Source organism: Nodularia sp. LEGE 04288, assembly GCF_963896525.1.
Classification (GTDB): domain Bacteria; phylum Cyanobacteriota; class Cyanobacteriia; order Cyanobacteriales; family Nostocaceae; genus Nodularia.
In genome coordinates, this window is the sequence record NZ_CAWQOY010000160.1 from 23,207 (window position 1) to 48,592 (window position 25,386).

At 40.3% G+C, this 25,386-nt stretch carries 33 protein-coding genes and 2 pseudogenes; 20 read left to right on the top strand and 15 right to left on the bottom strand.

Annotated elements, in window-relative coordinates; translation table 11 throughout:
* Positions 1 to 33: 33 nt before the first annotated feature.
* Both AACX33_RS23255 and AACX33_RS23260 read right to left on the bottom strand, forming a co-directional pair.
* Positions 34 to 297 carry a hypothetical protein gene (locus tag AACX33_RS23255; protein ID WP_193997940.1) on the bottom strand — a complete coding sequence of 88 codons (264 nt, stop codon included), beginning with the start codon at positions 295 to 297 and terminating at the stop codon, positions 34 to 36.
* A 268-nt stretch (positions 298 to 565) separates the two neighbouring features.
* Entirely contained in the window at positions 566 to 2,158 is a 1,593-nt protein-coding gene (locus AACX33_RS23260; RefSeq protein WP_193998044.1) for a mechanosensitive ion channel family protein, read from the bottom strand.
* 598 nt (positions 2,159 to 2,756) lie between these two features.
* Between AACX33_RS23260 and ahcY the strand changes: the two genes are divergently transcribed.
* The 3 genes from ahcY (at position 2,757) to AACX33_RS23275 (ending at position 5,021) form a co-directional block, all read left to right on the top strand.
* The gene (gene ahcY, locus AACX33_RS23265; RefSeq protein ID WP_193997939.1) at positions 2,757 to 4,034 is read left to right on the top strand and encodes an adenosylhomocysteinase; all 1,278 of its coding nucleotides are present in this window, start codon (positions 2,757 to 2,759) and stop codon (positions 4,032 to 4,034) included.
* 253 nt (positions 4,035 to 4,287) lie between these two features.
* Positions 4,288 to 4,704 (top strand): XisH family protein, encoded by a 417-nt coding sequence (locus AACX33_RS23270; RefSeq protein WP_193997938.1) that lies wholly within the window; start codon positions 4,288 to 4,290, stop codon positions 4,702 to 4,704.
* On the top strand, positions 4,692 to 5,021 hold the full coding sequence (locus AACX33_RS23275; RefSeq protein ID WP_193997937.1) for a XisI protein: 330 nt from the start codon (positions 4,692 to 4,694) through the stop codon (positions 5,019 to 5,021). Before AACX33_RS23270 ends, AACX33_RS23275 begins: the two co-directional genes overlap by 13 nt.
* Here AACX33_RS23275 and AACX33_RS23280 read toward each other — a convergent pair.
* A complete protein-coding gene (locus AACX33_RS23280) occupies positions 5,018 to 6,475 on the bottom strand; it encodes an HNH endonuclease (protein ID WP_193997936.1) in 1,458 nt (485 codons plus the stop codon). The two genes, AACX33_RS23275 and AACX33_RS23280, sit on opposite strands and share 4 nt — an antisense overlap.
* A 115-nt stretch (positions 6,476 to 6,590) precedes the next feature.
* Positions 6,591 to 7,220 carry a hypothetical protein gene (locus AACX33_RS23285; RefSeq protein WP_193997935.1) on the bottom strand — a complete coding sequence of 210 codons (630 nt, stop codon included), beginning with the start codon at positions 7,218 to 7,220 and terminating at the stop codon, positions 6,591 to 6,593.
* A 360-nt stretch (positions 7,221 to 7,580) separates the two neighbouring features.
* On the opposite strand from AACX33_RS23285, the gene AACX33_RS23290 reads away from it, so the two are divergent.
* Both AACX33_RS23290 and AACX33_RS23295 read left to right on the top strand, forming a co-directional pair.
* The gene (locus AACX33_RS23290) at positions 7,581 to 7,820 is read left to right on the top strand and encodes a type II toxin-antitoxin system Phd/YefM family antitoxin (RefSeq protein ID WP_193997934.1); all 240 of its coding nucleotides are present in this window, start codon (positions 7,581 to 7,583) and stop codon (positions 7,818 to 7,820) included.
* On the top strand, positions 7,817 to 8,203 hold the full coding sequence (locus AACX33_RS23295) for a type II toxin-antitoxin system VapC family toxin (RefSeq protein ID WP_193997933.1): 387 nt from the start codon (positions 7,817 to 7,819) through the stop codon (positions 8,201 to 8,203). The genes AACX33_RS23290 and AACX33_RS23295 overlap by 4 nt, the downstream gene beginning before the upstream one ends.
* Here the strand turns inward: AACX33_RS23295 and AACX33_RS23300 are convergent.
* Positions 8,200 to 8,517 (bottom strand): hypothetical protein, encoded by a 318-nt coding sequence (locus AACX33_RS23300; RefSeq protein WP_193997932.1) that lies wholly within the window; start codon positions 8,515 to 8,517, stop codon positions 8,200 to 8,202. The two genes, AACX33_RS23295 and AACX33_RS23300, sit on opposite strands and share 4 nt — an antisense overlap.
* Positions 8,518 to 8,602: 85 nt before the next feature.
* Between AACX33_RS23300 and AACX33_RS23305 the strand changes: the two genes are divergently transcribed.
* The 4 genes from AACX33_RS23305 to AACX33_RS23320 are packed head-to-tail and all read left to right on the top strand — an operon-like array spanning position 8,603 to position 9,973.
* Positions 8,603 to 9,019: a XisH family protein gene (locus AACX33_RS23305; RefSeq protein WP_193997931.1), complete on the top strand. Its 417-nt coding sequence runs from the start codon at positions 8,603 to 8,605 to the stop codon at positions 9,017 to 9,019.
* A complete protein-coding gene (locus AACX33_RS23310) occupies positions 9,007 to 9,342 on the top strand; it encodes a XisI protein (protein WP_193997930.1) in 336 nt (111 codons plus the stop codon). Before AACX33_RS23305 ends, AACX33_RS23310 begins: the two co-directional genes overlap by 13 nt.
* 17 nt (positions 9,343 to 9,359) lie before the next feature.
* Complete coding sequence (locus AACX33_RS23315; protein ID WP_193997929.1) at positions 9,360 to 9,590, top strand: type II toxin-antitoxin system Phd/YefM family antitoxin; 231 nt, start codon at positions 9,360 to 9,362, stop codon at positions 9,588 to 9,590.
* Positions 9,587 to 9,973: a type II toxin-antitoxin system VapC family toxin gene (locus AACX33_RS23320; protein WP_193997928.1), complete on the top strand. Its 387-nt coding sequence runs from the start codon at positions 9,587 to 9,589 to the stop codon at positions 9,971 to 9,973. The genes AACX33_RS23315 and AACX33_RS23320 overlap by 4 nt, the downstream gene beginning before the upstream one ends.
* Here AACX33_RS23320 and AACX33_RS23325 read toward each other — a convergent pair.
* From AACX33_RS23325 to AACX33_RS23345, 5 genes are all read right to left on the bottom strand, one after another.
* Positions 9,970 to 10,257 (bottom strand): hypothetical protein, encoded by a 288-nt coding sequence (locus AACX33_RS23325; RefSeq protein ID WP_193997927.1) that lies wholly within the window; start codon positions 10,255 to 10,257, stop codon positions 9,970 to 9,972. The two genes, AACX33_RS23320 and AACX33_RS23325, sit on opposite strands and share 4 nt — an antisense overlap.
* Positions 10,254 to 10,493 (bottom strand): hypothetical protein, encoded by a 240-nt coding sequence (locus AACX33_RS23330; RefSeq protein ID WP_193997926.1) that lies wholly within the window; start codon positions 10,491 to 10,493, stop codon positions 10,254 to 10,256. The genes AACX33_RS23325 and AACX33_RS23330 overlap by 4 nt, the downstream gene beginning before the upstream one ends.
* A gap of 158 nt (positions 10,494 to 10,651) precedes the next feature.
* The gene (locus tag AACX33_RS23335) at positions 10,652 to 11,020 is read right to left on the bottom strand and encodes a Crp/Fnr family transcriptional regulator (RefSeq protein ID WP_193997925.1); all 369 of its coding nucleotides are present in this window, start codon (positions 11,018 to 11,020) and stop codon (positions 10,652 to 10,654) included.
* Positions 11,021 to 11,364: 344 nt separating this feature from the next.
* On the bottom strand, positions 11,365 to 11,730 hold the full coding sequence (locus AACX33_RS23340) for a VOC family protein (protein WP_193997924.1): 366 nt from the start codon (positions 11,728 to 11,730) through the stop codon (positions 11,365 to 11,367).
* A gap of 299 nt (positions 11,731 to 12,029) precedes the next feature.
* Positions 12,030 to 12,746 (bottom strand): cyclase family protein, encoded by a 717-nt coding sequence (locus tag AACX33_RS23345; protein ID WP_193997923.1) that lies wholly within the window; start codon positions 12,744 to 12,746, stop codon positions 12,030 to 12,032.
* Between the two features lie 146 nt (positions 12,747 to 12,892).
* Between AACX33_RS23345 and trxA the strand changes: the two genes are divergently transcribed.
* The 3 genes from trxA to AACX33_RS23360 all read left to right on the top strand — a co-directional run bounded on the left by trxA (position 12,893) and on the right by AACX33_RS23360 (position 16,909).
* Entirely contained in the window at positions 12,893 to 13,219 is a 327-nt protein-coding gene (gene trxA / locus AACX33_RS23350; RefSeq protein WP_193997922.1) for a thioredoxin, read from the top strand.
* Positions 13,220 to 13,690: 471 nt separating this feature from the next.
* A complete protein-coding gene (locus AACX33_RS23355; RefSeq protein ID WP_193997921.1) occupies positions 13,691 to 14,956 on the top strand; it encodes a TPR domain-containing glycosyltransferase in 1,266 nt (421 codons plus the stop codon).
* Positions 14,957 to 15,220: 264 nt separating this feature from the next.
* Complete coding sequence (locus tag AACX33_RS23360; RefSeq protein WP_193997920.1) at positions 15,221 to 16,909, top strand: SulP family inorganic anion transporter; 1,689 nt, start codon at positions 15,221 to 15,223, stop codon at positions 16,907 to 16,909.
* Here AACX33_RS23360 and AACX33_RS26550 read toward each other — a convergent pair.
* Positions 16,901 to 17,005: pseudogene (locus tag AACX33_RS26550) on the bottom strand (P-II family nitrogen regulator); the annotation flags it as partial. The gene AACX33_RS23360 and the pseudogene AACX33_RS26550 sit on opposite strands and share 9 nt — an antisense overlap.
* 265 nt (positions 17,006 to 17,270) lie before the next feature.
* The gene (locus AACX33_RS23365) at positions 17,271 to 17,402 is read right to left on the bottom strand and encodes a hypothetical protein (protein WP_265338623.1); all 132 of its coding nucleotides are present in this window, start codon (positions 17,400 to 17,402) and stop codon (positions 17,271 to 17,273) included.
* A 526-nt stretch (positions 17,403 to 17,928) separates the two neighbouring features.
* Between AACX33_RS23365 and AACX33_RS23370 the strand changes: the two genes are divergently transcribed.
* The 8 genes and pseudogenes from AACX33_RS23370 to AACX33_RS23405 all read left to right on the top strand — a co-directional run bounded on the left by AACX33_RS23370 (position 17,929) and on the right by AACX33_RS23405 (position 22,482).
* The gene (locus AACX33_RS23370) at positions 17,929 to 18,174 is read left to right on the top strand and encodes a hypothetical protein (protein WP_193997919.1); all 246 of its coding nucleotides are present in this window, start codon (positions 17,929 to 17,931) and stop codon (positions 18,172 to 18,174) included.
* Positions 18,175 to 18,274: 100 nt separating this feature from the next.
* The gene (locus AACX33_RS23375) at positions 18,275 to 18,421 is read left to right on the top strand and encodes a hypothetical protein (protein WP_193997918.1); all 147 of its coding nucleotides are present in this window, start codon (positions 18,275 to 18,277) and stop codon (positions 18,419 to 18,421) included.
* Between the two features lie 231 nt (positions 18,422 to 18,652).
* A complete protein-coding gene (locus AACX33_RS23380) occupies positions 18,653 to 19,747 on the top strand; it encodes a sodium-dependent bicarbonate transport family permease (RefSeq protein WP_193997917.1) in 1,095 nt (364 codons plus the stop codon).
* Between the two features lie 97 nt (positions 19,748 to 19,844).
* A complete protein-coding gene (locus tag AACX33_RS23385) occupies positions 19,845 to 20,177 on the top strand; it encodes a P-II family nitrogen regulator (protein WP_193997916.1) in 333 nt (110 codons plus the stop codon).
* Positions 20,178 to 20,335: 158 nt separating this feature from the next.
* Positions 20,336 to 20,551: pseudogene (locus AACX33_RS23390) on the top strand (tetratricopeptide repeat protein); the annotation flags it as partial.
* Positions 20,552 to 20,704 (top strand): hypothetical protein, encoded by a 153-nt coding sequence (locus AACX33_RS23395; RefSeq protein ID WP_227788812.1) that lies wholly within the window; start codon positions 20,552 to 20,554, stop codon positions 20,702 to 20,704. It abuts the pseudogene before it with no gap.
* Positions 20,705 to 20,743: 39 nt separating this feature from the next.
* Positions 20,744 to 21,547 (top strand): Rpn family recombination-promoting nuclease/putative transposase, encoded by an 804-nt coding sequence (locus AACX33_RS23400; RefSeq protein WP_193997915.1) that lies wholly within the window; start codon positions 20,744 to 20,746, stop codon positions 21,545 to 21,547.
* Between the two features lie 317 nt (positions 21,548 to 21,864).
* Positions 21,865 to 22,482, top strand: a complete 618-nt coding sequence (locus AACX33_RS23405; protein ID WP_193997914.1) for a hypothetical protein — start codon at positions 21,865 to 21,867, stop codon at positions 22,480 to 22,482.
* Between the two features lie 166 nt (positions 22,483 to 22,648).
* Here the strand turns inward: AACX33_RS23405 and AACX33_RS23410 are convergent, their stop codons facing one another.
* The 3 genes from AACX33_RS23410 to AACX33_RS23420 form a co-directional block, all read right to left on the bottom strand.
* On the bottom strand, positions 22,649 to 23,815 hold the full coding sequence (locus AACX33_RS23410) for a pyridoxal phosphate-dependent aminotransferase (RefSeq protein WP_193997913.1): 1,167 nt from the start codon (positions 23,813 to 23,815) through the stop codon (positions 22,649 to 22,651).
* A gap of 292 nt (positions 23,816 to 24,107) precedes the next feature.
* Entirely contained in the window at positions 24,108 to 24,272 is a 165-nt protein-coding gene (locus AACX33_RS23415; protein WP_193997912.1) for a hypothetical protein, read from the bottom strand.
* 53 nt (positions 24,273 to 24,325) lie between these two features.
* A complete protein-coding gene (locus AACX33_RS23420) occupies positions 24,326 to 24,967 on the bottom strand; it encodes a hypothetical protein (protein ID WP_193997911.1) in 642 nt (213 codons plus the stop codon).
* Positions 24,968 to 25,386: the final 419 nt, after the last annotated feature.

Below are 25,386 nucleotides of genomic sequence, written 5' to 3' on the forward strand. Positions count from 1 at the left end.
CCTCATAAAAAAATACTCCCGACTCCCCAACTCTTACGCCGCTTCTCGCAATTGTGACGGGATATTTACTTCTGAGAATGGCAGTGAGAGTTGTTCAGATTGAGATACGGCAGCTTGTTCTAAAACTTGGACTTCAATATTCACACTCACTAAATAACTACCAGTGTCAGTACCAACAGCTTCAGCGATTAATTTAGCAATGTCCGGACGTTTTGCAGTCAGTGGGTCACGTAAAATACATCGATCCCATTCATGCTTGGCAGTCGGATTGAGGTTGAGAATATAATGCTTCATCATTGAACTAACCCTTATATCCATCTTCCAGAACTCTTTGGTAGAGCCGTTTTACTCTTCACTAGGCTTTGTGAGCGCTATAACCTATTATAGTACAATTGTTCTAGCATGACAAGAGGCTATTTGCTGGTCATGGAATAATTACTAATTCGTAATTCGTAATTCGTAATTCAGAGGGTAGAAGCCCGACCTAAATCGTAGATTTGGTGGTTTGAAATTAATGGCAGGTACAAATACTCACTGATTGCAACTACGAATTACGAATTATCAATTACGAATTATTTTCCGATTTGCCATTAACTTCCGAGTGCAGCGATTGACCTTCATTTAACCAAATACCTTGTTGAGGTACAGGAATAGAGAATCCGGCCTGATCAAAGGTGATTTTCAAGCGACGGCGAAACTCTCGCCCCACATCCCATTGCTTGAGGGGTAATGTCTTAATCCAGACACGAATCATCAAACCGCGATCGCCAAAGTTATCTATTCCCAGAACTTCAGGTGGTGCGATGATCAGACGTTTCCAGAGCGGATCTTGATTCATCTCCAAGCCTACCTGTTGAAGCAACTTCAAAGCATCATCAATGTTATTTTGGTAAGCAACTGGAATCGTTAAATCAGCCCGTGACCAACGGCTAGAAAGATTGGCCACAACTTTAATTTCACTATTGGGAATCGTAATCAAACGCCCTTCAGCATCCCGCAACTGAGTAATCCGCAGATTGAGAGTTTCTACTAAGCCTCCCACATCTCCCACAGCGATCACATCGCCTAAAGCATATTGATCTTCGACGATTACCAGGAAGCCGTTAATGGCATCTTTGATTAAACTTTGGGAAGCCAGAGATAATGCCACACCAATTAAACCAGCACCTGCTAATAAAGGCACAATATCTATACCCAAAGCAACCAGGGATAGTAAAGTACCAACTGCCAACAAAATACCAGTAGTGATACTTTTAGACACACCTGAAAATGTCGAAACTCGCAGTTGCATCCGTTTATTCGCTTCTGAGTTTAATAAAACACCACTGCTAATTAGAGTAGAGGTGAAGCGGTCAATCAGAGCATAGGTGAAACGAATTGCTACGTAAACGCCGAGGATCACAATACCCAATCTCAAAGGAATCTGGGCAACTGAGAGAATCCCCACTTGAAATGCTCGCGTATAAGGAAATAGACCCAAAATGAAAACAATTCCAGATCCCCAAATTCCGGCTTGAGTTAATTGAAACAGTCTTTTTTTGACTTCCTTAATATCTTTATCTTGCTGTTGATTGAGTTTAGTTGTCAGCTGTTGGGCATCATCTGCAATCGGGAGGATGGGGTGTGTTGACTTTTGTTTTGAACGGCGTTCTAAATAATATACTCCCCCACTCAACACAACCATTAACAGTCCAATACCCCCAGCCACTTGAGCTTGTCTGATTAAAATATCAGTAGTTCTCTCCCTGCTAGATCGTTGCAAGGCTCTTTTCAATTGTTCAGTAATTTCAATTGCCGATACAGCTGGATCTTGTCTTCGCAGATTGGCATCTTCGGTCGTCACGGTCATCAGGTATTGACCATTCACATAAATTACTGGTAATCCATTTTGTGTCCGGGTTTCAATCTTAATTTCTCGTTCAGATGAACTTAAGTAACTTTGGCGGATGAGATTTAAACTTTGTTGAATACTTCGGGAACGTTCCGACAAATTGCTTCTTGTTCCTGCTATCTGAAATACTTCGTAGCCGTCCACATAAATCCACTCAGAAACAGTTCTGTTATCGGCTTCGCTACTTCCACCATTAGGAGATTGTAGGAAAGGCAACATGGGAATCTGAGCTGAAGCTTTTGGGATAGAAACAACAGCTATAGCCATTGAACTGGCCATTGTTAGCATCACACCTCTACCTAAAATCCCTTTGGGTGATATCCGCCTTATCGGTGGGTGTCCGGCTTGATTAGATACATCCAAACCTGGCATCTGCTTTGCAGCATTTTGGCTATTACCAAGGCAATTTTCGTCTAATAATGCCTGTCTCTGCTTTATAGAAGCAAAATTGGACAACAGGACTTCCTTGGCGATCGCCAAAAATTCACAGCGCACTCAAATACCTCCTTAAAATTTACCATCGGCTACTTCCAGAGTCATCCTCCAAGACTGGCTTGTGTAAATGTACCTATCTAAAGTAAAGTATTTAAATTGAGGGAATCTTTCTAACTTTTGATAGATGACAGTTTACCTCATCCGCTCTGGGTAACAGATAGATTAGCCCTGATCATATTCTTAGCAAAAATTAGGTCAAAAAAGAAAAATCAGGAATGAAGTTAACCTGAAAGCTCTGCCAGGTCAAGCTAGAAAAGAGTACAATTAACAAGCTTCTTGGTGAATACAATGCAAAATCACCAGTTGTACAATACCCTAGTAAGGTGCGTAATTTTTACGTAACTTTTTTATTTTTCTGAGGAAATTTTTGATGACTGCAACTTCTCCCCGATTAAAGCACGAGGTTAAAGACCTCGCCCTAGCTCCCTTGGGAAGACAACGCATTGAGTGGGCTGGACGGGAAATGCCCGTATTGAAGCAAATCCGCGATCGCTTTGAGAAAGAAAAGCCCTTCGCTGGAATTCGCCTTGTAGCTTGCGCCCACGTAACCACAGAAACAGCACATTTGGCGATCGCTCTTAAAGCCGGTGGTGCTGATGCTGTATTGATTGCTAGTAACCCTTTATCAACTCAAGATGACGTAGCCGCAAGTCTTGTTGTTGATCACGAAATTCCTGTTTTTGCCCAAAAAGGCGAAGACAACGCCACCTATAACCGCCACGTACAAATAGCCTTAGATCACCGCCCCAACATCATTATTGATGACGGTAGCGACGTGGTAGCAGATTTAGTTCAACACCGTCAACATCAAATTGCTGATTTGATTGGGACAACGGAAGAAACCACCACAGGTATTGTCCGTTTACGCGCCATGTTCAAAGATGGCGTTCTCACCTTCCCCGCAGTCAACGTTAACGACGCAGACACCAAGCACTTCTTTGATAACCGCTATGGTACTGGTCAATCAACCCTAGATGGGATTATCCGCGCTACCAATATTTTGTTAGCTGGTAAGAATATCGTCGTTGTGGGTTATGGCTGGTGTGGTAAAGGTACTGCATTGCGCGCCCGTGGCATGGGTGCAAACGTCATCGTTACCGAAATCGACCCCATCAAAGCAATTGAAGCCGTTATGGATGGTTTCCGCGTCCTACCAATGGAGGAAGCTGCCACCTATGGTGATATCTTTATTACTGTGACAGGTAACAAGCACGTCGTTCGTGGTGAACACTTCGATGTCATGAAAGATGGTGCGATCGTTTGTAACTCCGGTCACTTTGATTTGGAACTTGATTTAAAATACTTAGCTTCTAAAGCGAAGGAAGTTAAGGAAGTCCGTCCTTTCACTGAAGAGTACAAATTGACCAGTGGTAAGTCAGTTGTGGTTTTAGGACAAGGACGTTTGATTAACTTAGCTGCTGCTGAAGGACACCCCAGCGCAGTTATGGACATGAGTTTTGCTAACCAAGCGTTGGCTGTTGAATACCTGGTGAAGAATAAAGGTAAATTGTCACCCGGTTTACACTCTATTCCTGTGGAAGTTGATCAAGAAATTGCTCGTTTGAAGTTGGAAGCTATGGGTATTCACATTGATACTCTGACAGCAGACCAAATCGAGTACATCAATTCCTGGACTTCTGGAACCTAATCTTTGTTGATTAATTGATTTTTTGGGGATAGGCTTTTGAGCTTATCCCTTTTTTTTGGGTTTCACGCAGAGGCGCAGAGGCGCAGAGAGAGGGGAATAAGTAGGCCGGTGTAAAAATCTGAATGTATGTCATTGCGAATGGAACGAAGTGAAATGAAGCAATCGCAAAGGTTTTGTCGATTTTAGCACCTACTTACTTAGCTTACGTACAAGGATAGGTGTGATAATATAGAAAATATTATTTTAACTTTCCATGCCAGCGAAAGATATCTTTCATGACGCAGTTCGTGTAGCTTTAGAAAAAGATAGTTGGTCTATAACTCATGATCCTTTGTCTATGACAATAGACGGGATTGAATTTTATATTGATTTGGGAGCAGAAAGGCTTTTAGCTGCTGAAAAAGAGGGGCAAAAGATAGCAGTTGAAGTCAAATCTTTTCTAGGTAAATCAGACATAAGTGAATTTCATACGGCTTTAGGACAAACACTTAATTACCGTTCTGTTTTGAGAAAAAAACAACCTGAGCGTGTTTTATATTTAGCAATTAGTTATGAAATATATACAGAGTTTTTTATAATTCCGTTTATTCAAGAAGTAATTTCTGAACATCAGTTAAAGTTGCTCATATTTGAAACTAAGAAACAGGAGATTGTTTTATGGAAGGAATGAATTACTCAGAATTAGTCCAAACTGTTTTAGGAAGACATACAGAAAATCATTTCTCTGAAGGAACAGAAAAAGAGTTAATTTTCGATTGTCAAAGAAATCGCTATCTTGTAGTTCATGTAGGATGGGAAGATGAAAAACGGGCTTATGGTTCTGTTATTCACGTGGATATTAAAGATGGCAAAATTTGGATTCAGCGCGATTTGACTGAGGAAGGAATTGCTAATGAGTTAGTAGAGTTAGGAGTACCAAAAACGGATATAGTTTTAGGTTTTAGAGCGCCTCATGTCAGACAGTTTACTGGTTTTGCATCAGTTTAGATTTTTGTATTGTATAAACAATTTTGTTTTTCATAAAAAATTTGGTAATGTTTTTCAAGAGCTTGTTTATTGGGTTTATAATCTTCATTTTGCGGAATTAGTATAGGATTTCCAGCTAAATCACCATAGGAAGTATTCTTTAAATGATTTGATATTTCTACAGTCATTTTATCTGGATTGATTGCAATTAGGTACAAATCAAATAGTGTATGAATATCTGCTCTTAAAAGTAGCCCATTTGTTGGATGGTTAGTATCAGAACCAAGATAAGGAATGATATGAGCAGCTTCTAAAACTTGTTCTGCATTACAACCTGTTATGACACATTTGCAATTGTAAACTTGTATCAGAGTTTTGCGAAATGTAGACTGTCCCTGACGACGCACAATAGATGTAATTACCCGCTTTCTTGCATCTTCTAAATTTTCTGGGTTGAAATATCCATTTTTTTCTAAATTAATTTCTGTATTAACAATCTCTGATAACACATTTTTTTGTTGTATTTTTATCAGAAAATCATCAGGGATTTCCCAAACACGTATTTCACCCAACGCATTACCACTTGCAAGTAATTTACCATCAGGACTAAAAGTAATACTAATTGCCCATGAAAATTCTAAAGTATGGATTAATTCTTTTGTCTGTAAATTCCAGATTTTGATATGAGGACTATTAGTACTTGCAAGTATTTGATAATTATGATTTATAGCGAAAGAACGAATATATTCTGAATCTTCAGATAAAGCGCTGAGTAATTTTCCGGTTGTTAAGTTCCAAAATTTTATTCCGCCTCCACCACTACTAATTAAAGTCTGACAATCAGGAAGAATTAGTAAATGACCAACATATGATAAATGTCCTGTAAGGGTGTAGAGTAATTCTTGTGTATTTATATCCCACACTTTGATTGTTTTGTCGTAACTACCAGTGACAATAATCTGATTATTTGGAGAAAAAGCAATACACTGAACTCTTAGATAATGTCCAGTAAGTGTACCTATTAATTCTTCTGTTTCTGGATTCCACAAATAAGTTGTGGTAGTTTTACCTTCAGCATTCTTATATTTATTAGTTCCGCCACAAGCAAGAATTTTTCCATCATGACTAAAAGCGACACAATTGATTGGATCTGCTCGTTTAGCAAGAGTGCTGATTAATTCACCAGTATGTAAGTTCCAAATTTTAACTGTTTTATCTAAACTACCACTAGCCAAATTTTGCCCATTAGGGCTAATTGCTAAATTGAAAACACATTTTGAATGTTCATCAAGAAAATGGTCTAATTTTCCTGTCTTTAAATCCCAAATAAATACTCCACCGCCATAAGCATTTACAAGTTTTTTACCATCAGGTGTAATAGAAATTCCATAAACCCATATAGCAGGTGTATCTGCTGGATGTGATATAACGGTTTTGTATTGCCAATCCCTTGGATAATTAGTGATTACTAACATAAGTATTTTCCTCTATTTTATAAAGAGCATTCAAGTTTAAACTTCTAACTTAGACCTATTGGCAAGCGTATATAACTTTTTAGATATCTCATGCCGTATTTTGTAAAATTTATTTTCACAAGCATCTAGCAAGTATTTCTATTTCAGTTTTAATTGCACAAATTTTTGTTAAATCATCATTTGTGTCAAGTATTTCTTGCTCCAGAGAATCTTTACAATCCTCAATTTGTGTAATTTTGTTTGATTGTTTTAATAAAAAACATCTAACCTTTCTGACTTCATATTTTAAACTATGTCGGTATTCTTTACTTTTACGGTGACGAAAACTATATAATGAACTGAAATATTCATCTTCACTTTGATTCTTTTTGTTTAAAGATAAGAGATTTTCTTCTTCTTGTATCTCTTTATGAAATTGCTTTAATTTATTGACTAAATCAAGAGAAAATTCTTTTAAATTAAGGGTTTGTTCTCTAGCTTGGAAATTATCATTTTTTTCCTTCAATTGTTTCAATTCTGATTCGTAACTTTGTACTAATTCTGTTTTTTCTAATAATTGCTTTTCCGCAAAGTTAGTTTGAGCCGTCAATATAGCCATTCTTTGCTTATTCCACAAAAACATTATAATTACTCCCAATAAAAAGCATAAAAAACCTAATGGTACAGTAGTTGTCCATTCTCTTAAAATAACTTCGCCTTTTTCCGATAAAAATTCATACAATGTTTTGATTATTAAATTCGGCATCGTTTTTTATTTCTCATATATTGGCGAGATGGGTAATCAATTCCATTGACTCAATCTAATTGAATTAGCTTTTTTTCTGTAAATACAATATACCCAATTTTTTCTAAAAAAGCACCTGCTTTCAAAGAAACAAAACTGAGATTCATTTGGATGAACTTAAACAAATACAAGACTTGGAATTTAGTCCACGAAGGTGGACTTCGTTTCTGTAGCCGCGATTTCTAATCGCCAGGGCTTCTTGATATATATCGTCAGGACTTCTTGATATACTTGATATATATCGTCAGGACTTCTTGATGTACTTGATATATATCGCCAGGGCTTTTCGATATACTAGAAATATTACTATACAATCATCTCATGCTAACTGTAACCATTGATGAAATTCAGGAAAATCTAACCAGCTATCTTCACCAAGTAGCAGCAGGACAAAGCATTATTATCACCCAAGCTGGTAAACCTATTGCAGAAATTAAACCAGTTTCCCCTATTATTCAACAAATGAGGCCTTATGGCTTATGTGCTGGAGATTTCATTGTTCCAGATGATTTTGATAGTCCCTTACCTGAAGATATTTTGAATAGTTTTGAGGGTAAATGAAACTATTACTAGATACCCATATTTTTTTATGGTTTATTAGTGGCGATCAAAAATTACCAATTCATTTACAAAATAGCATTCGTGATTTAAACAACGAGGTATATTTAAGTTGCATTTCCGTGTGGGAAGCAACCGTTAAATATCAATTAGGTAAACTACCCTTACCAGAATCTCCGGAAATATACCTTCCTAAACAGCGTCAACAGCACCTGATCAGCAGTCTCAATCTAGATGAACAAAGTATTGCTCAACTCGTAAATCTGCCATTATTACATCGTGATCCTTTTGATAGAATTTTAATTTGCCAAGCATTACAGCATGATATGACAATTGTAACCGTAGACTCGGCAATTCGTGCTTACTCAGTAAATATTTTATATTAATCTACTAATTGCTCAAAATCTGGCAGAGAATAGCCTTTCCACTGTAAAAGTGCATAAGCATAGGCTTTTTTCAACATTAAATAATCAGCACTCACTCGGAGCGACTTCAATAACAATCTATCTGAGTCATTTAATTGATTATTTTGATTTTTTTCTAAAAGCTGTAAATGCAGTTCTTGTTGACTTTCTGTAATTTTGCTTTGAGCAATAGGTAATAATTCCTCAATCATTAATTGCTGCATAGCGATTAATTCCCCTTGTAATTCCAGGGGTGCATAATCAACACCAGGAGGAGTATTAGTTTGGGTACTCATAACTTTTGTAATAATTACTTAATTTTTAGTATAACTGTAATTTCCCAAATTAATATACTATATATTGCAAGATATACTTACCCAAATGCCAGCTAAAGACATTTACCATAATACCGTTAGAAATTCCCTAGAAAAAGATAATTGGCAAATCACCAAAGATCCATTTGTTCTCAAATGGGGTACAAGAGATTTATATATAGACTTAGGTGCAGAAAAACTCATAGCCGCCGAAAAAACCGGACATAAAATAGCAGTCGAAATTAAAAGCTTTATAGGTGCGTCTCCAGTGACAGACCTAGAAAACGCTTTAGGGCAATATATCTTATATTACGATATTCTCAATCGCTTAGAACCTGAGCGTCGCTTATATCTCGCTATTCGTCAAGAAACCTACTCAGAACTATTTCAAGAACCAGTTGGTAAAATATTATTAGAAAATCAACGCCTTTGTTTACTTGTCTTTGACTCAAAAAAAGAAGTGGTGCTGCAATGGATACCTTAGATAATTATCGCCAAATCATTCAAAAAATATTAACTGAATACGCCCAACTCCCCTACGCTTACGGAGAACTAGAAAGACAACTAATTATTGACCAAACCCTCAACCATTACCTACTACTAACGCTAGGCTGGGAAAATAATCAACGGGTACATGGTTGCTTAGTTCATCTTGACATTATCAACGACAAAATCTGGATTCAAAGAGACGGTACAGAATACGGAATAGCCAACGAACTGGTTAACGCTGGTATTCCTAAACATCATATTGTTCTCGCCTTTCAACCAGCAGATATCAGGCAACATACTGAATTTGCAGTAACTTAAAACTTTAAAATCATCTTATGCTAACTGTAACCATTGATGAAATTCAGCAGAATCTAAGCAGCTATCTTCAGCAAGTAGCAGCAGGACAAAGCATTATTATCACCCAAGCTGGTAAACCTATTGCAGAAATTAAACCAGTTACTGAACAAATGAGGCCTTATGGCTTATGTGCTGGAGATTTCATTGTTCCAGATGATTTTGATAGTCCCTTACCTGAAGATGTTTTAAATAGTTTTGAGGGTAAATGAAATTATTGTTAGATACCCATATTTTTTTATGGTTTATTAGTGGTGATCAAAAATTACCAATTCATTTACAAAATAGCATTCGTGATTTAAACAACGACGTATATTTAAGTTGTGTTTCAGTGTGGGAAGCAACCGTTAAATATCAATTAGGTAAACTACCCTTACCAGAATCACCGGAAATATACCTTCCTAAACAGCGTCAGCAGCACCTGATCAGCAGTCTCAATCTAGATGAACAAAGTATTGCTCAACTCGTAAATCTGCCATTATTACATCGTGATCCTTTTGATAGAATTTTAATCTGCCAAGCATTACAGCATGATATGACAATTGTAACCGTAGACTCGGCAATTCGTGCTTACTCAGTCAGTACTTTATATTAATCTACTAATTGCTCAAAATCTGGCAGAGAATAGCCTTTCCACTGTAAAAGTGCATAAGCATAGGCTTTTTTCAACATTAAATAATCAGCACTCACTCGCAGCGACTTCAATAACAATCTATCTGATTCATTTAATTGATTATTTTGATTTTTTTCTAAAAGCTGTAAATGTAATTCTTGTTGAATTTCTGGAATTTTATTTTGAGCAAATTGAATAACATCCCTTAGTTCTCTCCCCTTGAGAATAGCAGAAACTAAAACATTAGTATCAATAATAACCTTCATTCCCCACGCCGATAGGCTTCTATTTCTGCTGTTATTTCCTCATATGTAATCTCTTCCATTCCAGGAATAGCCTGAGTTTTATCAAATAAATTCCGCAACTTTGTACTAATTGCAGCTTTAGGTTTATTTTCAGCTAAAACAATTATCTCCACACGTTTTCCAGCTTGAAAAGGTAAATCAGATAAAACTACCTGTTTCGGGTCTTCAATCGTGATATACGTCTTGTAAGCATTCATGATTTATCCTGCTATTTAGCCTATATATATTTCATGATACTTCTCTTCCTTGGCGACTTTGCGCCTTTGCGCGAGATAAAAAAACCTAATTTAGCCTTCCAAGCCGGAGATATTAGACAGTATACTGAATTCGCAGTAACTTAAATTTATCGGAAATTTTATAGCTTATGCTGCAAGCGACTGAGACGTTCTGCATAACTTTTCATTACCTTGATAGCAAATACAGGCGTTTCCTGAACCGCAAACAGAAACCCAGACTCGTCCAAATATGCTAGCTTGCAGTCAGATTTAGCGATCGCAGTATAAGTTCTCCCTTTTATCCCTACAAGTATACCAGTCCCAAAGACCTCACCTGACTCAATTATCTCTACAGTCTTACCATTGACTAATATTTCCACCACGCCTTCTAAAATCCCGAACATACAATCACCTGGCTGTCCTTCCTTAAAGATGACTTGACCTGTAGAAAATACTTGAGGATCGGGTTGTTTCTGGAAGATGCTGAGTGTAACTACAGGACTTAACATAAGACAGCCACCAAATTTCTGAGTTTTGAGACGTATTCTTGGTCTAGGCAGTACAAGAATAGATAAAATTATACTACACTCTGTAGATAGATATCTAGTAGCATTGCCAACCATTCCCCAAAAATTGGTGAATCAACTGAAATTTACAACTTTAAATGAAATTGTTGCCAATAAATCCGGTTTTTTTACCCAAATGCTGACTCAGTAAAACACGGTGATTTGGCAATTTGGCAGACATACATTTTTTGTCAGTGGTATCTTTTTATTGTGCAAGGGGTGTAGCAGAAGTAGTCTGGATTAATTAATTTAGGCTACTTCTGCAATTTTATGAACCTTGAAAATCACTAAGCACGAGTCAATAATTCTAAATTATGACCATCTAGGTCATAGAAATAAAAACCACGACCTCCCATTCTATGATTAATTTCGCCTGTGTTTTCATGCATAGGGTCGCTACTGTATTCCAGTCCTATTTCTTTGATGCGTGTAAAGATGGCATCAAATTCTTCATCACTGACATGAAAAGCATAATGGTGAGACTCAAATTCTTCTCTGTCAGCAAAATCGAAGGTTAACTGGTCATTGACACGCACAGCAGCAAAATGACCAACCGGACTATCAAGCTTTAGTCCAAAAATCTCTGCAAAAAAGCGTGCCGATTTTTCTTTATCTTGTGCAGGGACTATAGTATGGTCTAAGATAATTGTCATATCACACCTTCCCTTTTTTTGGGTATTACTCTCGCTCAAATCCGCATAAATAGACAAAAAACCACAGATAAACAAACATATTCATTACTGATGAAATATTGCAGTTTATTTATGGTTGAATTGCCAAAATATTGCTTAATCTTGGTGTAGTATCTCTATTTTAGCGATGAATTTTCTATTCCCGATTATCAACTTGGGCGCTGTTACCTTCCCATAGCGTCTCCCTTGTTGGGAGGAGCAGAGGGACTCGGGGTGAGATTCTGGATTGTATTAAATCCCCAGTCCTCAGCCGGAAAAAGTCATGGAACTAAAGCCAAAACCCCCACAGGACAACCCGAACCATCCCGCAACCTCAAAACACCAATAATTACAGTAGTACCCTTAGCTGGTAGCTGCTGCAAATTCGTGAGATTTTCCAAAACAATCCGTTGCTGTGCTAAAACCAAACTGTTAATAGTAAAACTGTTATCCTGTCCAGGGTCTACCCCATGCGTATCAATACCTAAACCAGCAACTTGCCGTTCCTTCAAGAGAAACTGAGTTGCATCATCGCCAAAACCGGGAAAGTGCATAATTCCTGACGCATCTGGGTTAAAAAACGCCGTTTTATCTAACCATTTATCTTGCCAGCCAGTATGCAGTAGCACTAAACTACCAACAGCAATTTCCCCATTTTTTTTCTCCCAAGCGAGAACATCGGCAATAGTCAAGGCGTAATCAGCATTTACCGCTGCGGCTTCGCAGATATCGATCACTACCCCAGGTAAAACCAGTGACTCAGCCGAGTATTGGTCAATTCCCACACCATCATCATGAAAACTGTTCGGTGCGTTGATATGAGTTGCACTGTGTTCTCCTAAGCTGAACCGCCGTAAGTAATAGCCATCCTGTGGAATCTGAGCGACGGTGGTAAATTCCACTGGGGGGTCACCAGGCCATTGGGGAATATCTATGTCTATTATATGGCTGAGATGTATGACCCGTGAGTAAGTTATCCTGTTTTGATTTTGTGGCATTTATCAAAATATTTACGAAAATAATCACAGCTTTTTAGTGAAAAGTTGCTCAACCAGAACTAGATCATGGTTTACCGACCCGCAGAAGGGAGTATAGTTTTTAGAGTTAGCTTTTTAGTGAAATTTTAGATTGGAGAATTAAAATAATGTCTACTGACACAGTTGCTTATGTTGAAGAAAGTGAATTTGATGCTCTTTTAAGTAACGAAAAAGTCCTTGTAGTTGATTTTACTGCTACTTGGTGTGGCCCCTGTCGTCTGGTTAGTCCGTTAATGGAGCAACTTGCGGAAGAATACAAAGGTCGCGCTCAAGTCGTCAAGCTAGATATTGACAATAATAAGCCGGTGTTCAAAAAATTTGGTCTGCGTAGCATTCCGGCGGTTTTAATGTTCAAGGATGGTGAATTAGCAGAAACTATTGTGGGAGTTTCTCCTTATGAGCAATTCACTGCTGCTGTAGATAAGTTGCTTTAGGTGGTTGCTGGTAGTGCAGAAGCAGTAGATATACTTGAAGATTACAGGACTTCAAAAGTCTACCATGATCGCAGTTTAATTGATTTTTAAATTGCTCAAATCAGATTCTCGGCTTTTTTAACAGGTCGGGAATTTTATTTGAAAATAATTTAATTATCATTTGTATATCAAATATTAGATTTGAGTTTTAGTGGGAATTGATGGAAATTTAACAACGATATATTTAATAATATTCCTGTTATGAATGTACTGCAATCGAATAATTAATATAGGGAATGCATAATATTTTCTGGGGTTAAAATTCTAGAAATCAGTTAGTATCTTTATACCCATAACCAGTGAACCTGATTTAAAAGTGATAAAGATAACATGACTGCTAAATTTATTAATGATCACCTAAGACCGAAATTGGCAGATAATTAAATTCGGTTACATCAGCCCATTAACCTGAAATCATAGTTTTTCGGCGATATGAAACTAAGTCTCTGCATGATTGTCAAAAATGAAGCAGCCACACTGCCTAAATGTTTAAATAGTGTGAAAGGTGTGGTAGATGAGATTATCATACTAGATACCGGGTCAAGCGATCGCACTCCTCATATTGCCCAAGAATTCGGTGCGAAGTTATATCACTTTGAATGGTGTAATGACTTCAGTGCTGCCCGGAATGCGGCGCTACAATATGTGACTGGTGATTGGATTTTGGTATTAGATGCTGACGAAACTCTCACCCCAAGTATTGTGCCACAAATGATCTCCGCAATTGAAAGTGACGAATATATTCTGATTAATCTAGTACGTCAAGAAGTTGGCGCGGAACAATCTCCCTATTCTCTGGTGTCTCGGCTGTTTCGCAACCATCCCCAGATTCACTTTCAACGCCCCTATCATGCTTTAGTGGATGACAGTGTATCGGCAATTTTAACCCAAGAACCTCATTGGCAAATCGGTTATTTACAAGGGATAGCTATTCTACATAAAGGATATCAGAAAACTGCGATCGCTCAAAATAATAAATATGCCAAAGCCCAAACCACAATGGAAGCGTTTCTGGCTACCCATCCTGATGATCCCTATGTTTGCAGTAAGTTAGGGGCTTTGTATGTGCAGATTGGCAAAATTGACCAAGGGATGAATTTACTCAACAGAGGATTAAACCAGGCTACTGGCAGTCACAGCGACATAAACAGACAAGAACAGTCCGGGAATTCCATTCGCCAGGGAGTCAAGGCAGCAGAGGAAAACTATGAAATTGTGTACGAATTACACTACCATTTAGGCATTGCTCACAGTCATTTACAAAACACTCAACAGGCTATATTTCATTATCAAGCTGCAATCAAGCTGCCAATTTACCCGATGCTCAAATTAGGCTCATACAACAATTTAGGCAACTTACTTAAAGCATCTGGCGATATTAATAATGCAAAAATTGCTTACGAAACAACTTTAAAAATTGACCCAAATTTTGTGATGGGACACTATAACTTGGGAATGATCTTCAAAGCTTTGGGTTTATTTACCGATGCGATCGCCTGTTACCAAAAAGCCATCCGATGTAATCCCAACTATGCACAAGCTTATCAAAATTTAGGGGTAGTACAGCTAAAAGTTGGCAATGTTCCAGCGAGTTTAACAGCCTTTCAAAACGCCATCCTGCTTTACGAACAACAAAACCCCGAAGAAGCTAACCGACTACGCCAAGGTTTATGCGAGATGGGATTGATGAAATTCTGAGTGTTGAAAATTTAGCGATATGTAATTTAAAAAACAAACTTACTTGCTCAGGGAACAGTTTTATCTATTATGTGCCTGCCACAAAATCCAGTAAAGCTGAGACAAAACATTTCATGTATTCTAATAGCAGCTAAGTTATACCCGAATTCACTTAGATTTAATGTGGGCTAACTATTTATTGTTTTGGCTGACCATGAATATTGCAACTAACCACAAGGTTTAAAAACAGATAATCAAAACTAATCGTATTCCAGCATTCAAGTTATGACACTTGTTAATAAAATACATTTCAGAAATCTCCGGGGCGATCTGTTTGGCGGCTTAACTGCGGCAATTGTGGCATTACCGCTAGCATTAGCTTTTGGTGTTTCATCAGGTGCTGGAGCGATTGCGGGTCTCTATGGTGCCATTTTTGTCGGTTTTTTTGCTGCTCTTTTCGGTGGTACACCCAGCCAAGTTTCTGGCCCCACAGGCCCCATGACTGTAGTCGTGACCACAGTTTTCACAATGCTGATTGCTAAACACCCAGAAACTGGACTAGCCATGTCCTTTACAGTGGTGATGTTAGGCGGTCTGTTTCAAATTCTCTTTGGGGTGCTGCGACTAGGACAATACATCACCCTCATGCCCTACACCGTGATTTCCGGGTTCATGTCTGGAGTTGGGATAATTATTATCCTGTTGCAAATAAGCCCTTTTCTTGGTTACGAAAGTATAGGTGGGGTGTGGGGTGTATTGCGACAATTACCTGTTTACTTCAGTGATCCCAAACCAGCAGCTTTAGGTCTGGGTTTGCTGGTCTTGGTAATTGTATTTACTGCACCACCTAAGCTCAACCGCATCCTCCCAGCCCCCTTACTGGCATTAATAGTGGGGACAGTGGTATCAGTAGTATTCCTGGAAAATAATAGTGATATTAGTCGCATTGGCTCCTTTCCTACAGGATTACCCACCCCACGAATGCCAGTATTTGTCTGGAGTGATTTCAAGGATATGGTGGTTTATGGGCTGATGTTGGGGGTGTTGGGATCGATTGACTCGTTATTAACTTCCCTGGTAGCAGATAATATTACCCGTACTCAGCATAATTCTGATAAAGAATTGATTGGTCAAGGGATTGGTAACTGTATCTCTGGGCTATTTGGGGGTTTACCCGGTGCTGGAGCCACCATGCGGACGGTGACTAATGTCCAAGCTGGAGGGCGTACTGCTTTATCCGGGATATTTCATGCTTTGGTACTGCTTATTATTACCTTGTGGGCGCGTCCTTTAACTACAGTGATTCCCCACGCAGTGCTTGCAGGAATTTTGCTGAAGGTGGGAATTGACATCATTGACTGGGGATTTATCAAACGAGCGCATCGAATTTCCTTCAAAGCAACAGGTTTGATGTATGCGGTGATGTTATTGACGGTATTTGTTGATTTAATTACCGCAGTTGCTGTGGGGGTGTTTGTGGCTAACTTATTGACAGTTAAGAGTTTAACAGATTTACAAAGCGATCGCGTCAAGGCGAGTACAGAACCCACCAATGAACTCAGACTGACTCTAGAAGAACAGCATCTGCTTACCAGGGCTAGAGGTCGCATTTTATTGTTTCAGTTAGGCGGTCCAATGAGCTTTGGGGCGGCAAAAGTCATTTCTCAGCGCATGACTATTGTTAAGGATTATACAGTGTTGCTTTTAGATATGAGTGATGTCTCATTATTAGGAGTCACCGCAGCACTGGCTATTGAAACAATGGTAGAAGATGCTGTGGCTAAAAATCGTCATGTGTTTCTTGTAGGAGCCACGGGACGTACAGAAAGCCGGCTCAAAAAGTTACAGCTTGTGGAACGTTTTTCGCTAGTTTATCAAGTAGAAAGTCGTTCCCAGGCTCTGGAATCTGCCTTAGAGTTGATTCCGTCAGCTACACCTGTTCAATCTGTAGTCAATCTGGAAGGTAATAATTAAATAACCGGTAGCCCCAGCTTCGTCGATGATCTTGGCGATCTGTTTCAGCAGCAACTTTTCCGTGACGATGACGAGCTTGCTGGCTTTCTGGGTGATGTAGGTTACATCCTGACGCGTTTTGTTATGAAAATTCAAGGCAAGCCCTATGATTTTGCTTTGAACCATATTTTTAAGTTTATGCCAAATATCAGTGAATCAACTACATTCAGTTGATAAATATTGACTCAGATTAGCGGAAGCATTATATAAAAAAAACTTATATTTTGGCGCTATGACCAACATTCAAAATCAGATTGCAGGGGGTACTAGTACCGCCGTGAAGTCAAAAATCAAAAGTCAAAAATATTATCCTCTAGGCTTTTCATTGATTTTGAATGGTCTGTTTATTTCCGCCGACCTGTACTAGGGAAGAGGGTTCTGGAGACAAATTAATGACACCCAAGCCGACTGTGATTGGCAGCGCCATCCAACGCAATTTGGGAAGTGCAGTCATAGAAAGCCCTTCTTAATAACAACAACGTATAGAGAAAATCCTATGATTGCAATTTACTATTGACCAGAAATATACGGGTTTTCTAAAAGTAAAAGGAAAACTTATGATTTGAATTTGAAATTACTTAGCAGATCCATGTATGGCGATCGCAAATTTGTGCAGATTTAAGGATAGACTGAAGCACATAGAAATTTTGTTCTTAATAGGTCTAGGAATTACTCCAAGACAGCGACACCTTCAGTCCCAGTTCAGAAAGCGACCACCTCTGAACACCTTGTCGGCAGGTATTCGCGTAACACCTGTGCTGTAGGGATGAAGCGCTTCATCCTTACTTTTTAAGCTCACTTATCACAATAATCGCTCTTCGTTAGAGGAGGTGGAAGGAGGTATTCGTGGATTTTTTGTCCAATTTTTTAATGGACTTCGTTAAGCAGTTGCATGAATGACCATGAATATTGCAACTAACCACAAGGTTTGAAAACACATAATCAAAACTAAAGAACCTGCTTAAAACGGTAATGAGATAATGAACAAGTTTGACTCAACTAAACTTCCGACCAAATTTAACAACACCAGCGAAGGCTGGCTAGTGCAAGTATATGGGCGCGATCGCCGCCTGCTCTGCGTACTTGAGTCGTCTCACGCCTGGACTTTTTTGTTGGGCTGTGGGTTCGGTCTACTACTGGCGGTGGGGTGGTTTAACCTCGCCAGTCACAGTCCGTCTACGACTTATGACCCGGCAACCACTCCCCCCGAAGTGTCGATTGATTAGCTCAATCATTGCTAGAAGAGTGGTGTCCAAACAACTCTTCCGATTTGGCTGATCCCATACCGTCCTCGGTGCAATATCCGTGTATAGAGAAAATTCTGCGATGATGCTCCGCCCGCCGGAGGCGATCGCAATTTACTATTGGCCAGAAATATATGGGTTTTCTGAAACTAAAAGGAAAACTTATGATTTGAATTTGAAATTACTTAGCAGATCCATGTATAGCGATCGCAAATTTGTGCAGATTTAAGGATAGACTGAAGCACATAGAAATTTTCTTCTTAATAGGCCTTGGTCTAGGAATTACTTCAAGAGCGCGACACCTTCGGTCCCAGTTCAGAGAGCGACCACCTCTGAACAACCTGTCGGCAGGTATTCGCGTAACACCTGTGCTGTAGGGATGAAGCGCTTCATCCTTAATTTTTCAAGCTCATTTATCACAATAATCGCTCTTCGTTAGAGGAGCCGAAAGGAGGTATTCGTGGATTTTTTATCCAATTTTTTAATGGACTTCGTTAAGCAGTTGCAGTCCCCAACACTCAGCTTTCTGATTGGTGGTATGGTAATTGCCGCCCTTGGTAGCGAACTGGTAATTCCAGAGTCGATTTCTAAGATCATCGTCTTCATGCTGCTCACCAAAATCGGTCTGACTGGTGGTATTGCGATCCGCAATTCCAACCTGACTGAGATGGTGTTACCCGTACTGTTTTCTGTAGTAGTAGGGATTATCATTGTATTCATCGCGCGCTATACATTAGCCAAGCTGCCGAAGGTCAAAACCGTGGATGCGATTGCGACCGGGGGATTGTTTGGTGCTGTCAGTGGCTCTACTATGGCCGCCGCCCTGACGGTACTGGACGAACAAAAGATCGTATACGAGGCATGGGCTGGCGCACTCTATCCCTTCATGGATATCCCAGCACTCGTAACTGCGATTGTGATAGCCAACATTTATCTCAAAAACAAGAAGCGTAGTGCAGCAGACGAGTATCTCGGCAAGCAGCCCGTTGCAGCAGGGGATTATCCCAGCACCCGGCAAGAGTATCTCAGCAAGCAGCAGTCTCCGGATGATCGGGTCAAGATATGGCCGATCGTGGAGGAAAGCCTCCGGGGGCCTGCCCTATCGGCAATGTTGCTCGGCCTTGCTCTTGGACTGTTCACTCAGCCGGAAAGTGTCTATAAAAGCTTCTACGACCCAGCCTTCCGTGGACTGCTTTCGATCTTGATGCTGGTCATGGGTATGGAGGCTTGGTCAAGGATTGGTGAACTGCGTAAGGTGGCCCAGTGGTACGTCGTGTATAGCCTCATAGCACCGTTGCTGCATGGGTTCATCGCCTTCGGTCTCGGTATGATTGCCCACTACGCAACAGGATTCAGCCTTGGCGGTGTCGTGGTTCTGTCCGTCATTGCCGCCTCCAGTTCAGACATCTCAGGACCCCCCACGTTGCGAGCCGGGATTCCGTCGGCTAATCCCTCCGCCTATATCGGCGCATCCACAGCCATCGGTACACCCATTGCGATCGGCGTGGCAATACCGCTCTTCCTCGGTCTTGCCCAGGCGATAGGCGGCAGCTAATCCCAGACTAGTTGCAGTCTGTCGGCGCTCCCTTGACCCGGCAGACCAAGCAACTCAATATATAATATCAATGTACGTAAGTAAGGAGGTAACCAACATGGCCAAGCCAGCCAAAAAGCTCGTCATCATCACGGAAAAGATTCTGCTTAAAAAGGTCGCCAATATCATCGATGAATCCGGAGCGACTGGTTATACGGTGGTGGAAACTGGCGGTAAAGGCAGTCGCAATGTGCGCTCGTCGGGACAACCCAACGTTTCCGACACCCAAGCGAATATAAAGTTTGAGGTACTCACCGAAAATCGGGATATGGCCGAGAATATTGCGGAGCAGATCGCAATGAAGTTTTTCAACGATTATGCGGGCATTGCTTATATCTGTGACGCAGAGGTACTGTACGCGCACACTTTCTGCGGGCCAGACGGCTGTTGAATCGAAACGACGTAGACCTAAACAGTCGGGGCATGATCCCGGCTGTTTAGTACCCGTATTTTTTGCCTGCGGGACTTGGGTCTTAGTTGCAGTCCCTAACGCTCGGCTTTCTGATTGGTGGTATGGTCATTGCCGCCCTCGGTAGCCAACTGCAAATTCCAGATGCGATCGCCTGTTACCAAAAAGCTATCCGATGTAATCCCAACTATGCACCAGCTTATCAAAATTTAGGGGTAGTACAGCTAAAAGTTGGCAATGTTCAAGCGAGTTTAACAGCGTTTCAAAATGCTATCCTGCTTTACGAACAACAAAACCCCGAAGAAGCGAACAGACTACGCCAAGGTTTACGCGAGATGGGATTGATGAAATCCTGAATGCTGAATATTTACCGGAAATTGCGGGGAAGTTTTTTATATGTAATTGAAAAAACAAGGTTATTTGGTCAGTTTACCAGTTTAGCGATCGCCTGTGCAGAACTTATACTATTTTTTAGCGTGTTTTTGTTTCATGGCAATCACGATCTATGATCATACTCTTGTTGATCTACAGATCCAGAGGATTGCTTTGTGAGACGTGATGCCATTTTTTATCAACTTTTTCAGCGTTCCCCCTGGTTGTTATTTGAATTAATAGAACAACCACCAACAACAGCCAGAAATTATCGCTTTGAATCAGTCGAAGTCAAAGAACCAACATTTCGGATTGATGGGGTATTTTTACCACCACCAGATGTAACACCCCAGATGATCTTTTTTGCCGAGGTGCAGTTTCAAAAAGACGAGTTACTCTACCACCGTTTTTTTTCAGAATCGCTGCTATATCTATACCGAAACCCATCTGTTTATGATGATTGGTACGGTGTAATTATTTTCCAGTCTCGCAGTTTAGAGCCAGAAAACACGACTATTCACAGGTCACTACTGGATAGTTCACAAGTACAACGGATTTATCTGGATGAATTAGGCAATTTTGATCAGCAACCTGTGGGTATCAGTTTGATGCAATTAACCATTGCGTCAGAGAATCAAATGGTGGAACAGGCAAAACGCTTGATCGAACGGGTGCAACAAGAAGAACAGAGTTTTTTGCCTAAAGATGACATAATAGATGTAATTACAACAATCGCTGTTTACAAGTTTGCCAATTTAAGCCGTGAAGAGGTAGAGGCGATGTTAGGAGTCAATTTAGAAGAAACTAGGGTTTATCAAGAAGCCAAAGCTGAGGGTCGAGAAGAAGGCAGAGAAGGACTTAAACTCGAACTTGTACCCCGGATGCTGGCGCGTGGTTTAACAATAGAGGAAGTTGCTCAGTTATTGGGTTTAACCCCCGAACAAGTGAGACTTGCAACAGAGCGAAATTCCCCAGAATAACTTTAGTAAATTTTTCATAAAATTACTGGGGTCAAAAAGTTAAAGCTTGTGGAACGTTTTTCGCTGGTTTATCAAGTAGAAAGTCGTTTCCAGCCTCTAGAATCTGCATGAGAGTTGATTCCGTCAGCTACACCTGCTCAACCAGTTATCAACTTGGACTTTGAGTAATTAAAGCAATATGGCAATGGGTAGCGATCGCCTGTGCAGAACGCATACTATTTTTCACTGTGTTTTTGTTTCATGGAAATCACGATCATGGGTAAGTTCTTTAGCAACTACTTTCTCCAAGTTGGTGAGCTTATATACAGTATAATAATTTGAATAAATCAAGATTTAGGTCAATTATTAGCGTATTAGGGAATTTGGATGAGCCAGGGGGATTACTAACGCGGTTTTTTGAGTTAGCTTCTGATGCGTTGCGTGGCTATGCTCTTGAATTGGTAGGGCGAACCCTTAAGAAGACAGAAAATGAGATAGATCCAGAAATCCTGAATAGCTTCCAATTACTCTGGGAAAAGCGTCTGGAAACAGCGTGTAATTCTCATGAACCTAGTTCCTATGCTACTGAACTTGCTGCTTTTGGCTGGTGGTTCGGTTCAGCAAAATTTGAGGACTCTTGGGCGATCGCACAGATTAAACAAATTCTTGAGCTAGTTGGTAAAGTAGATCCTGACTTTTTGCTGCTGGAACGTCTAGCTGTACTTGCTGATACGATGCCAGAATTAGTCATCGAGTGTCTTGAATTGATGATTAAAAAAGACAAGTCTGGATGGGGTAACTACGGCTGGCGTAATGAAACTAAGACTATCCTGAGTAAAGCTATTCAAAGCAGCAGTTACCAAGCAAGAAAAACTGCTGAAAATATTATCCAAGATTTGGGCAAACGCGGACACTGGGAATATCGGAATTTACTTACTGATTCTAGTAGTCAATAAACTGCAACTGAGCCAAATTCATCAGAACAAATCTAGCAAAACCTCCATAACCTGTAAATCTGGTTATTGACCTCACCCCGCCATTGACTTTCGTTAAAGTCTCCCGTCTCCTTGCTAAGAAGAAAGGTTTAGGGGTGAGGTTTTGTACTTGATTAAATCCGCATTCCTAAACAAGAGAATTCACAAATTTCTCCAACCTATCCATCCCTTTGTCAATAGTCGCCATATCAGTGGCGTAAGACAAACGAATGTTTTGATCAGCACCAAAGGCAATACCCGGAATGATTGCTACTTGCTGTGCTTCCAAGAGAGCGTTACAAAATTCCAGGGACTTGAGACCTGTTTTGCTAATATCAGGAAACAGATAAAATGCGCCGTCTGGTTTAGCACAACTCAATCCCGGAATGGCGTTGAGTCGGTCTAACATTACTTGTCGCCGTTTCGCGAAAGCTAGGCGCATTGTTTCTACACAGTCTTGAGAACTTTCTAAAGCCGCGATCGCACCATATTGAGCAAAGGTACACACATTCGATGTACTATGTCCTTGAATAGTGCTAGCCGCTTTAATAATCTCCACTGGCCCGGCTAAATAACCCAGTCGCCAACCAGTCATGGAGTAAGCTTTCGCAAACCCGTTACTGATCAAAGTACGGTCAAAAATTTCTTTACCCAGAGAACCAATGCTGATATGTTCTGCACCGTCGTAGAGAATCCTTTCGTAAATCTCATCAGAAACGACAAAGATATCTGCATCCACTACCACTTGCGCCAGTGCTTTAATTTCATCTGGCGTGTACACCATCCCGGTGGGATTAGATGGGGAGTTGAGAATAAATAACTTTGTTTTGGGTGTAATTGCTTGACGTAGTTGTGACGGAGTAATTTTATAATCCGTCGCCGCATCTGTGGTGACAATTACTGGCTTCCCACCAACTAAAGTTACCATTTCCGGGTAACTGAGCCAATAGGGAGCCGGGATAATTACCTCATCACCCGAATCAATCAGGGCTAACATCAAGTTAAACAGAGAATGTTTACCGCCATTCGTGACAATCACATTCTCGGACTGATAATCAAGACCGTTCTCAGTTTTCAGTTTTTGGGCGATCGCTTCCCTTAACTTTGGTTCTCCTGCGGCTGGTCCATACTTGGTTTTACCTGATTCCAAAGCTTTCGCTGCTGCGGCTTTGATGTGGGCTGGAGTGTCAAAATCCGGTTCTCCAGCGCTGAAACTACAAACGTCTATTCCCTCAGCCTTCATGGCCTTAGCTTTAGCTGCGATCGCTAAGGTTAAAGAAGGGTTCACCTTACTTACTCGTGCTGCCAGCTTCATGCTTAATTTATTTGGCAAATCTCTCACTTATCTAAGGATATCTCACAATCCCTACCGAGATTTGCCTTTTTTTTAATTCCTTAGCAAGTCTAGAAGCCAAACATTTGCACAGCATAAATCCGACCATTCGCCCCAGTTACCATTCCATAACCAAATTTGGTGTATTCCTTGGTCACGTCGCTGCGCTCCGAATTCAAAATTCAAAATTCAAAATTCAAAATTAAATACCCCACGGATAAATCCGGGGGCTTGAATTAATGTTGTTTCACTTTTTGCTTCTCCATAAATAAATTTAGAGGCTTGTATCCTTTTTTTCTTTGGTCAAACATATCCTGTGCATGGAGTTGTGCGGTGAGGGCAATTCAGGATCTTCTGGCAAAGGTGGCAAATTATTCAGAATGCGATCGCGATTTACCAGTTCTAGTGCAAAAGTTCTTAACTCCGGTAGCGATCGCAAATTTTCTGCATTCCAAATGATTGCTTTTGGCTTCCCTATTTTCCAGTCAGCCGTTATTGACCAGAACCGCCTGTAGTCGTATCACCTGGGGTAGAAGAACCACTATTAGATGGATCATTTTCTGTACTTGGAGTGACAGTCTTAGTAGAAGTACCGCCTTCGTTTCCCGAAGTAGAATTACTATTCGTTGGACTAGTCGGGCTTTGTGTCGGGTTAGGGGTTGGCTGGGTTGGAGAAGGCGCTTTTTCTGCCGCAGGCTGCTGGGGTGGAACAGTAATATTAATATCCGGTTGGCGAGGTGCAGATGGGGGTGTAACCTGCTGTTGTGGTTGTGGAACAGGGACAAATACAGGTACTTCCGTAGTTTTTTCGATGATCGTCGTTTGTGGTTGAGGAGATGGACTAGCGGTGGGACTGCTACTCGGTACAGGAACCAACACAGGCACAGTATCAGTATTGTCAACAGTTGCTTTATTGCTCTGGTTGAAGTACCAGACCCCACCGACAATCAAACTCAGCAGGGAAGTAAGGATAATACCTAACAGCAAACCACTAGCAGCATTGTTATTGTCACGCTCGGCTAAATTGCGTTCCGTGGTTCGTTTGACGTGGGTGTGAGTATTACCATTAGTATCAGTGTAAGATTCTTGCTTGATGTCAATGTTTTTACTTTCGTGTTCATTGGGAATAGACATAGCTGTTGATTTCACTCCTTGATCCGATATTGAGAAACTAAAGCTTTGTAAGAGGATTTTGGAAAAGTTCTATTGTCGGTAGCAAAACTTTCTCAATTGCCCTGAAAAAGGTGACTTTGATACCATCCCCACCCTTTTTTAGAGGGCTAGGGGGGATCAGGAAGTGCTTAAATTCACAGCCAAACAGTTTTCAAATATTCTCTAATAACAAGAGGCTTGAATGAAAAATGTATGTAGCTGAGAAATATTGAGTTTGATTTACTACCTAATTGTTGGTAATCATCAGAATAACCTCTGTGATCAGACAAGTGGCTCTATCTCTAGGAAGTTACTACTTCATCTAAAGAAAGAGGTATAGCGATCGCCTCCGGTGGGCGCAAAGCGTCATCGCTCCACAGTACAAGGTATTATGCTTAAAT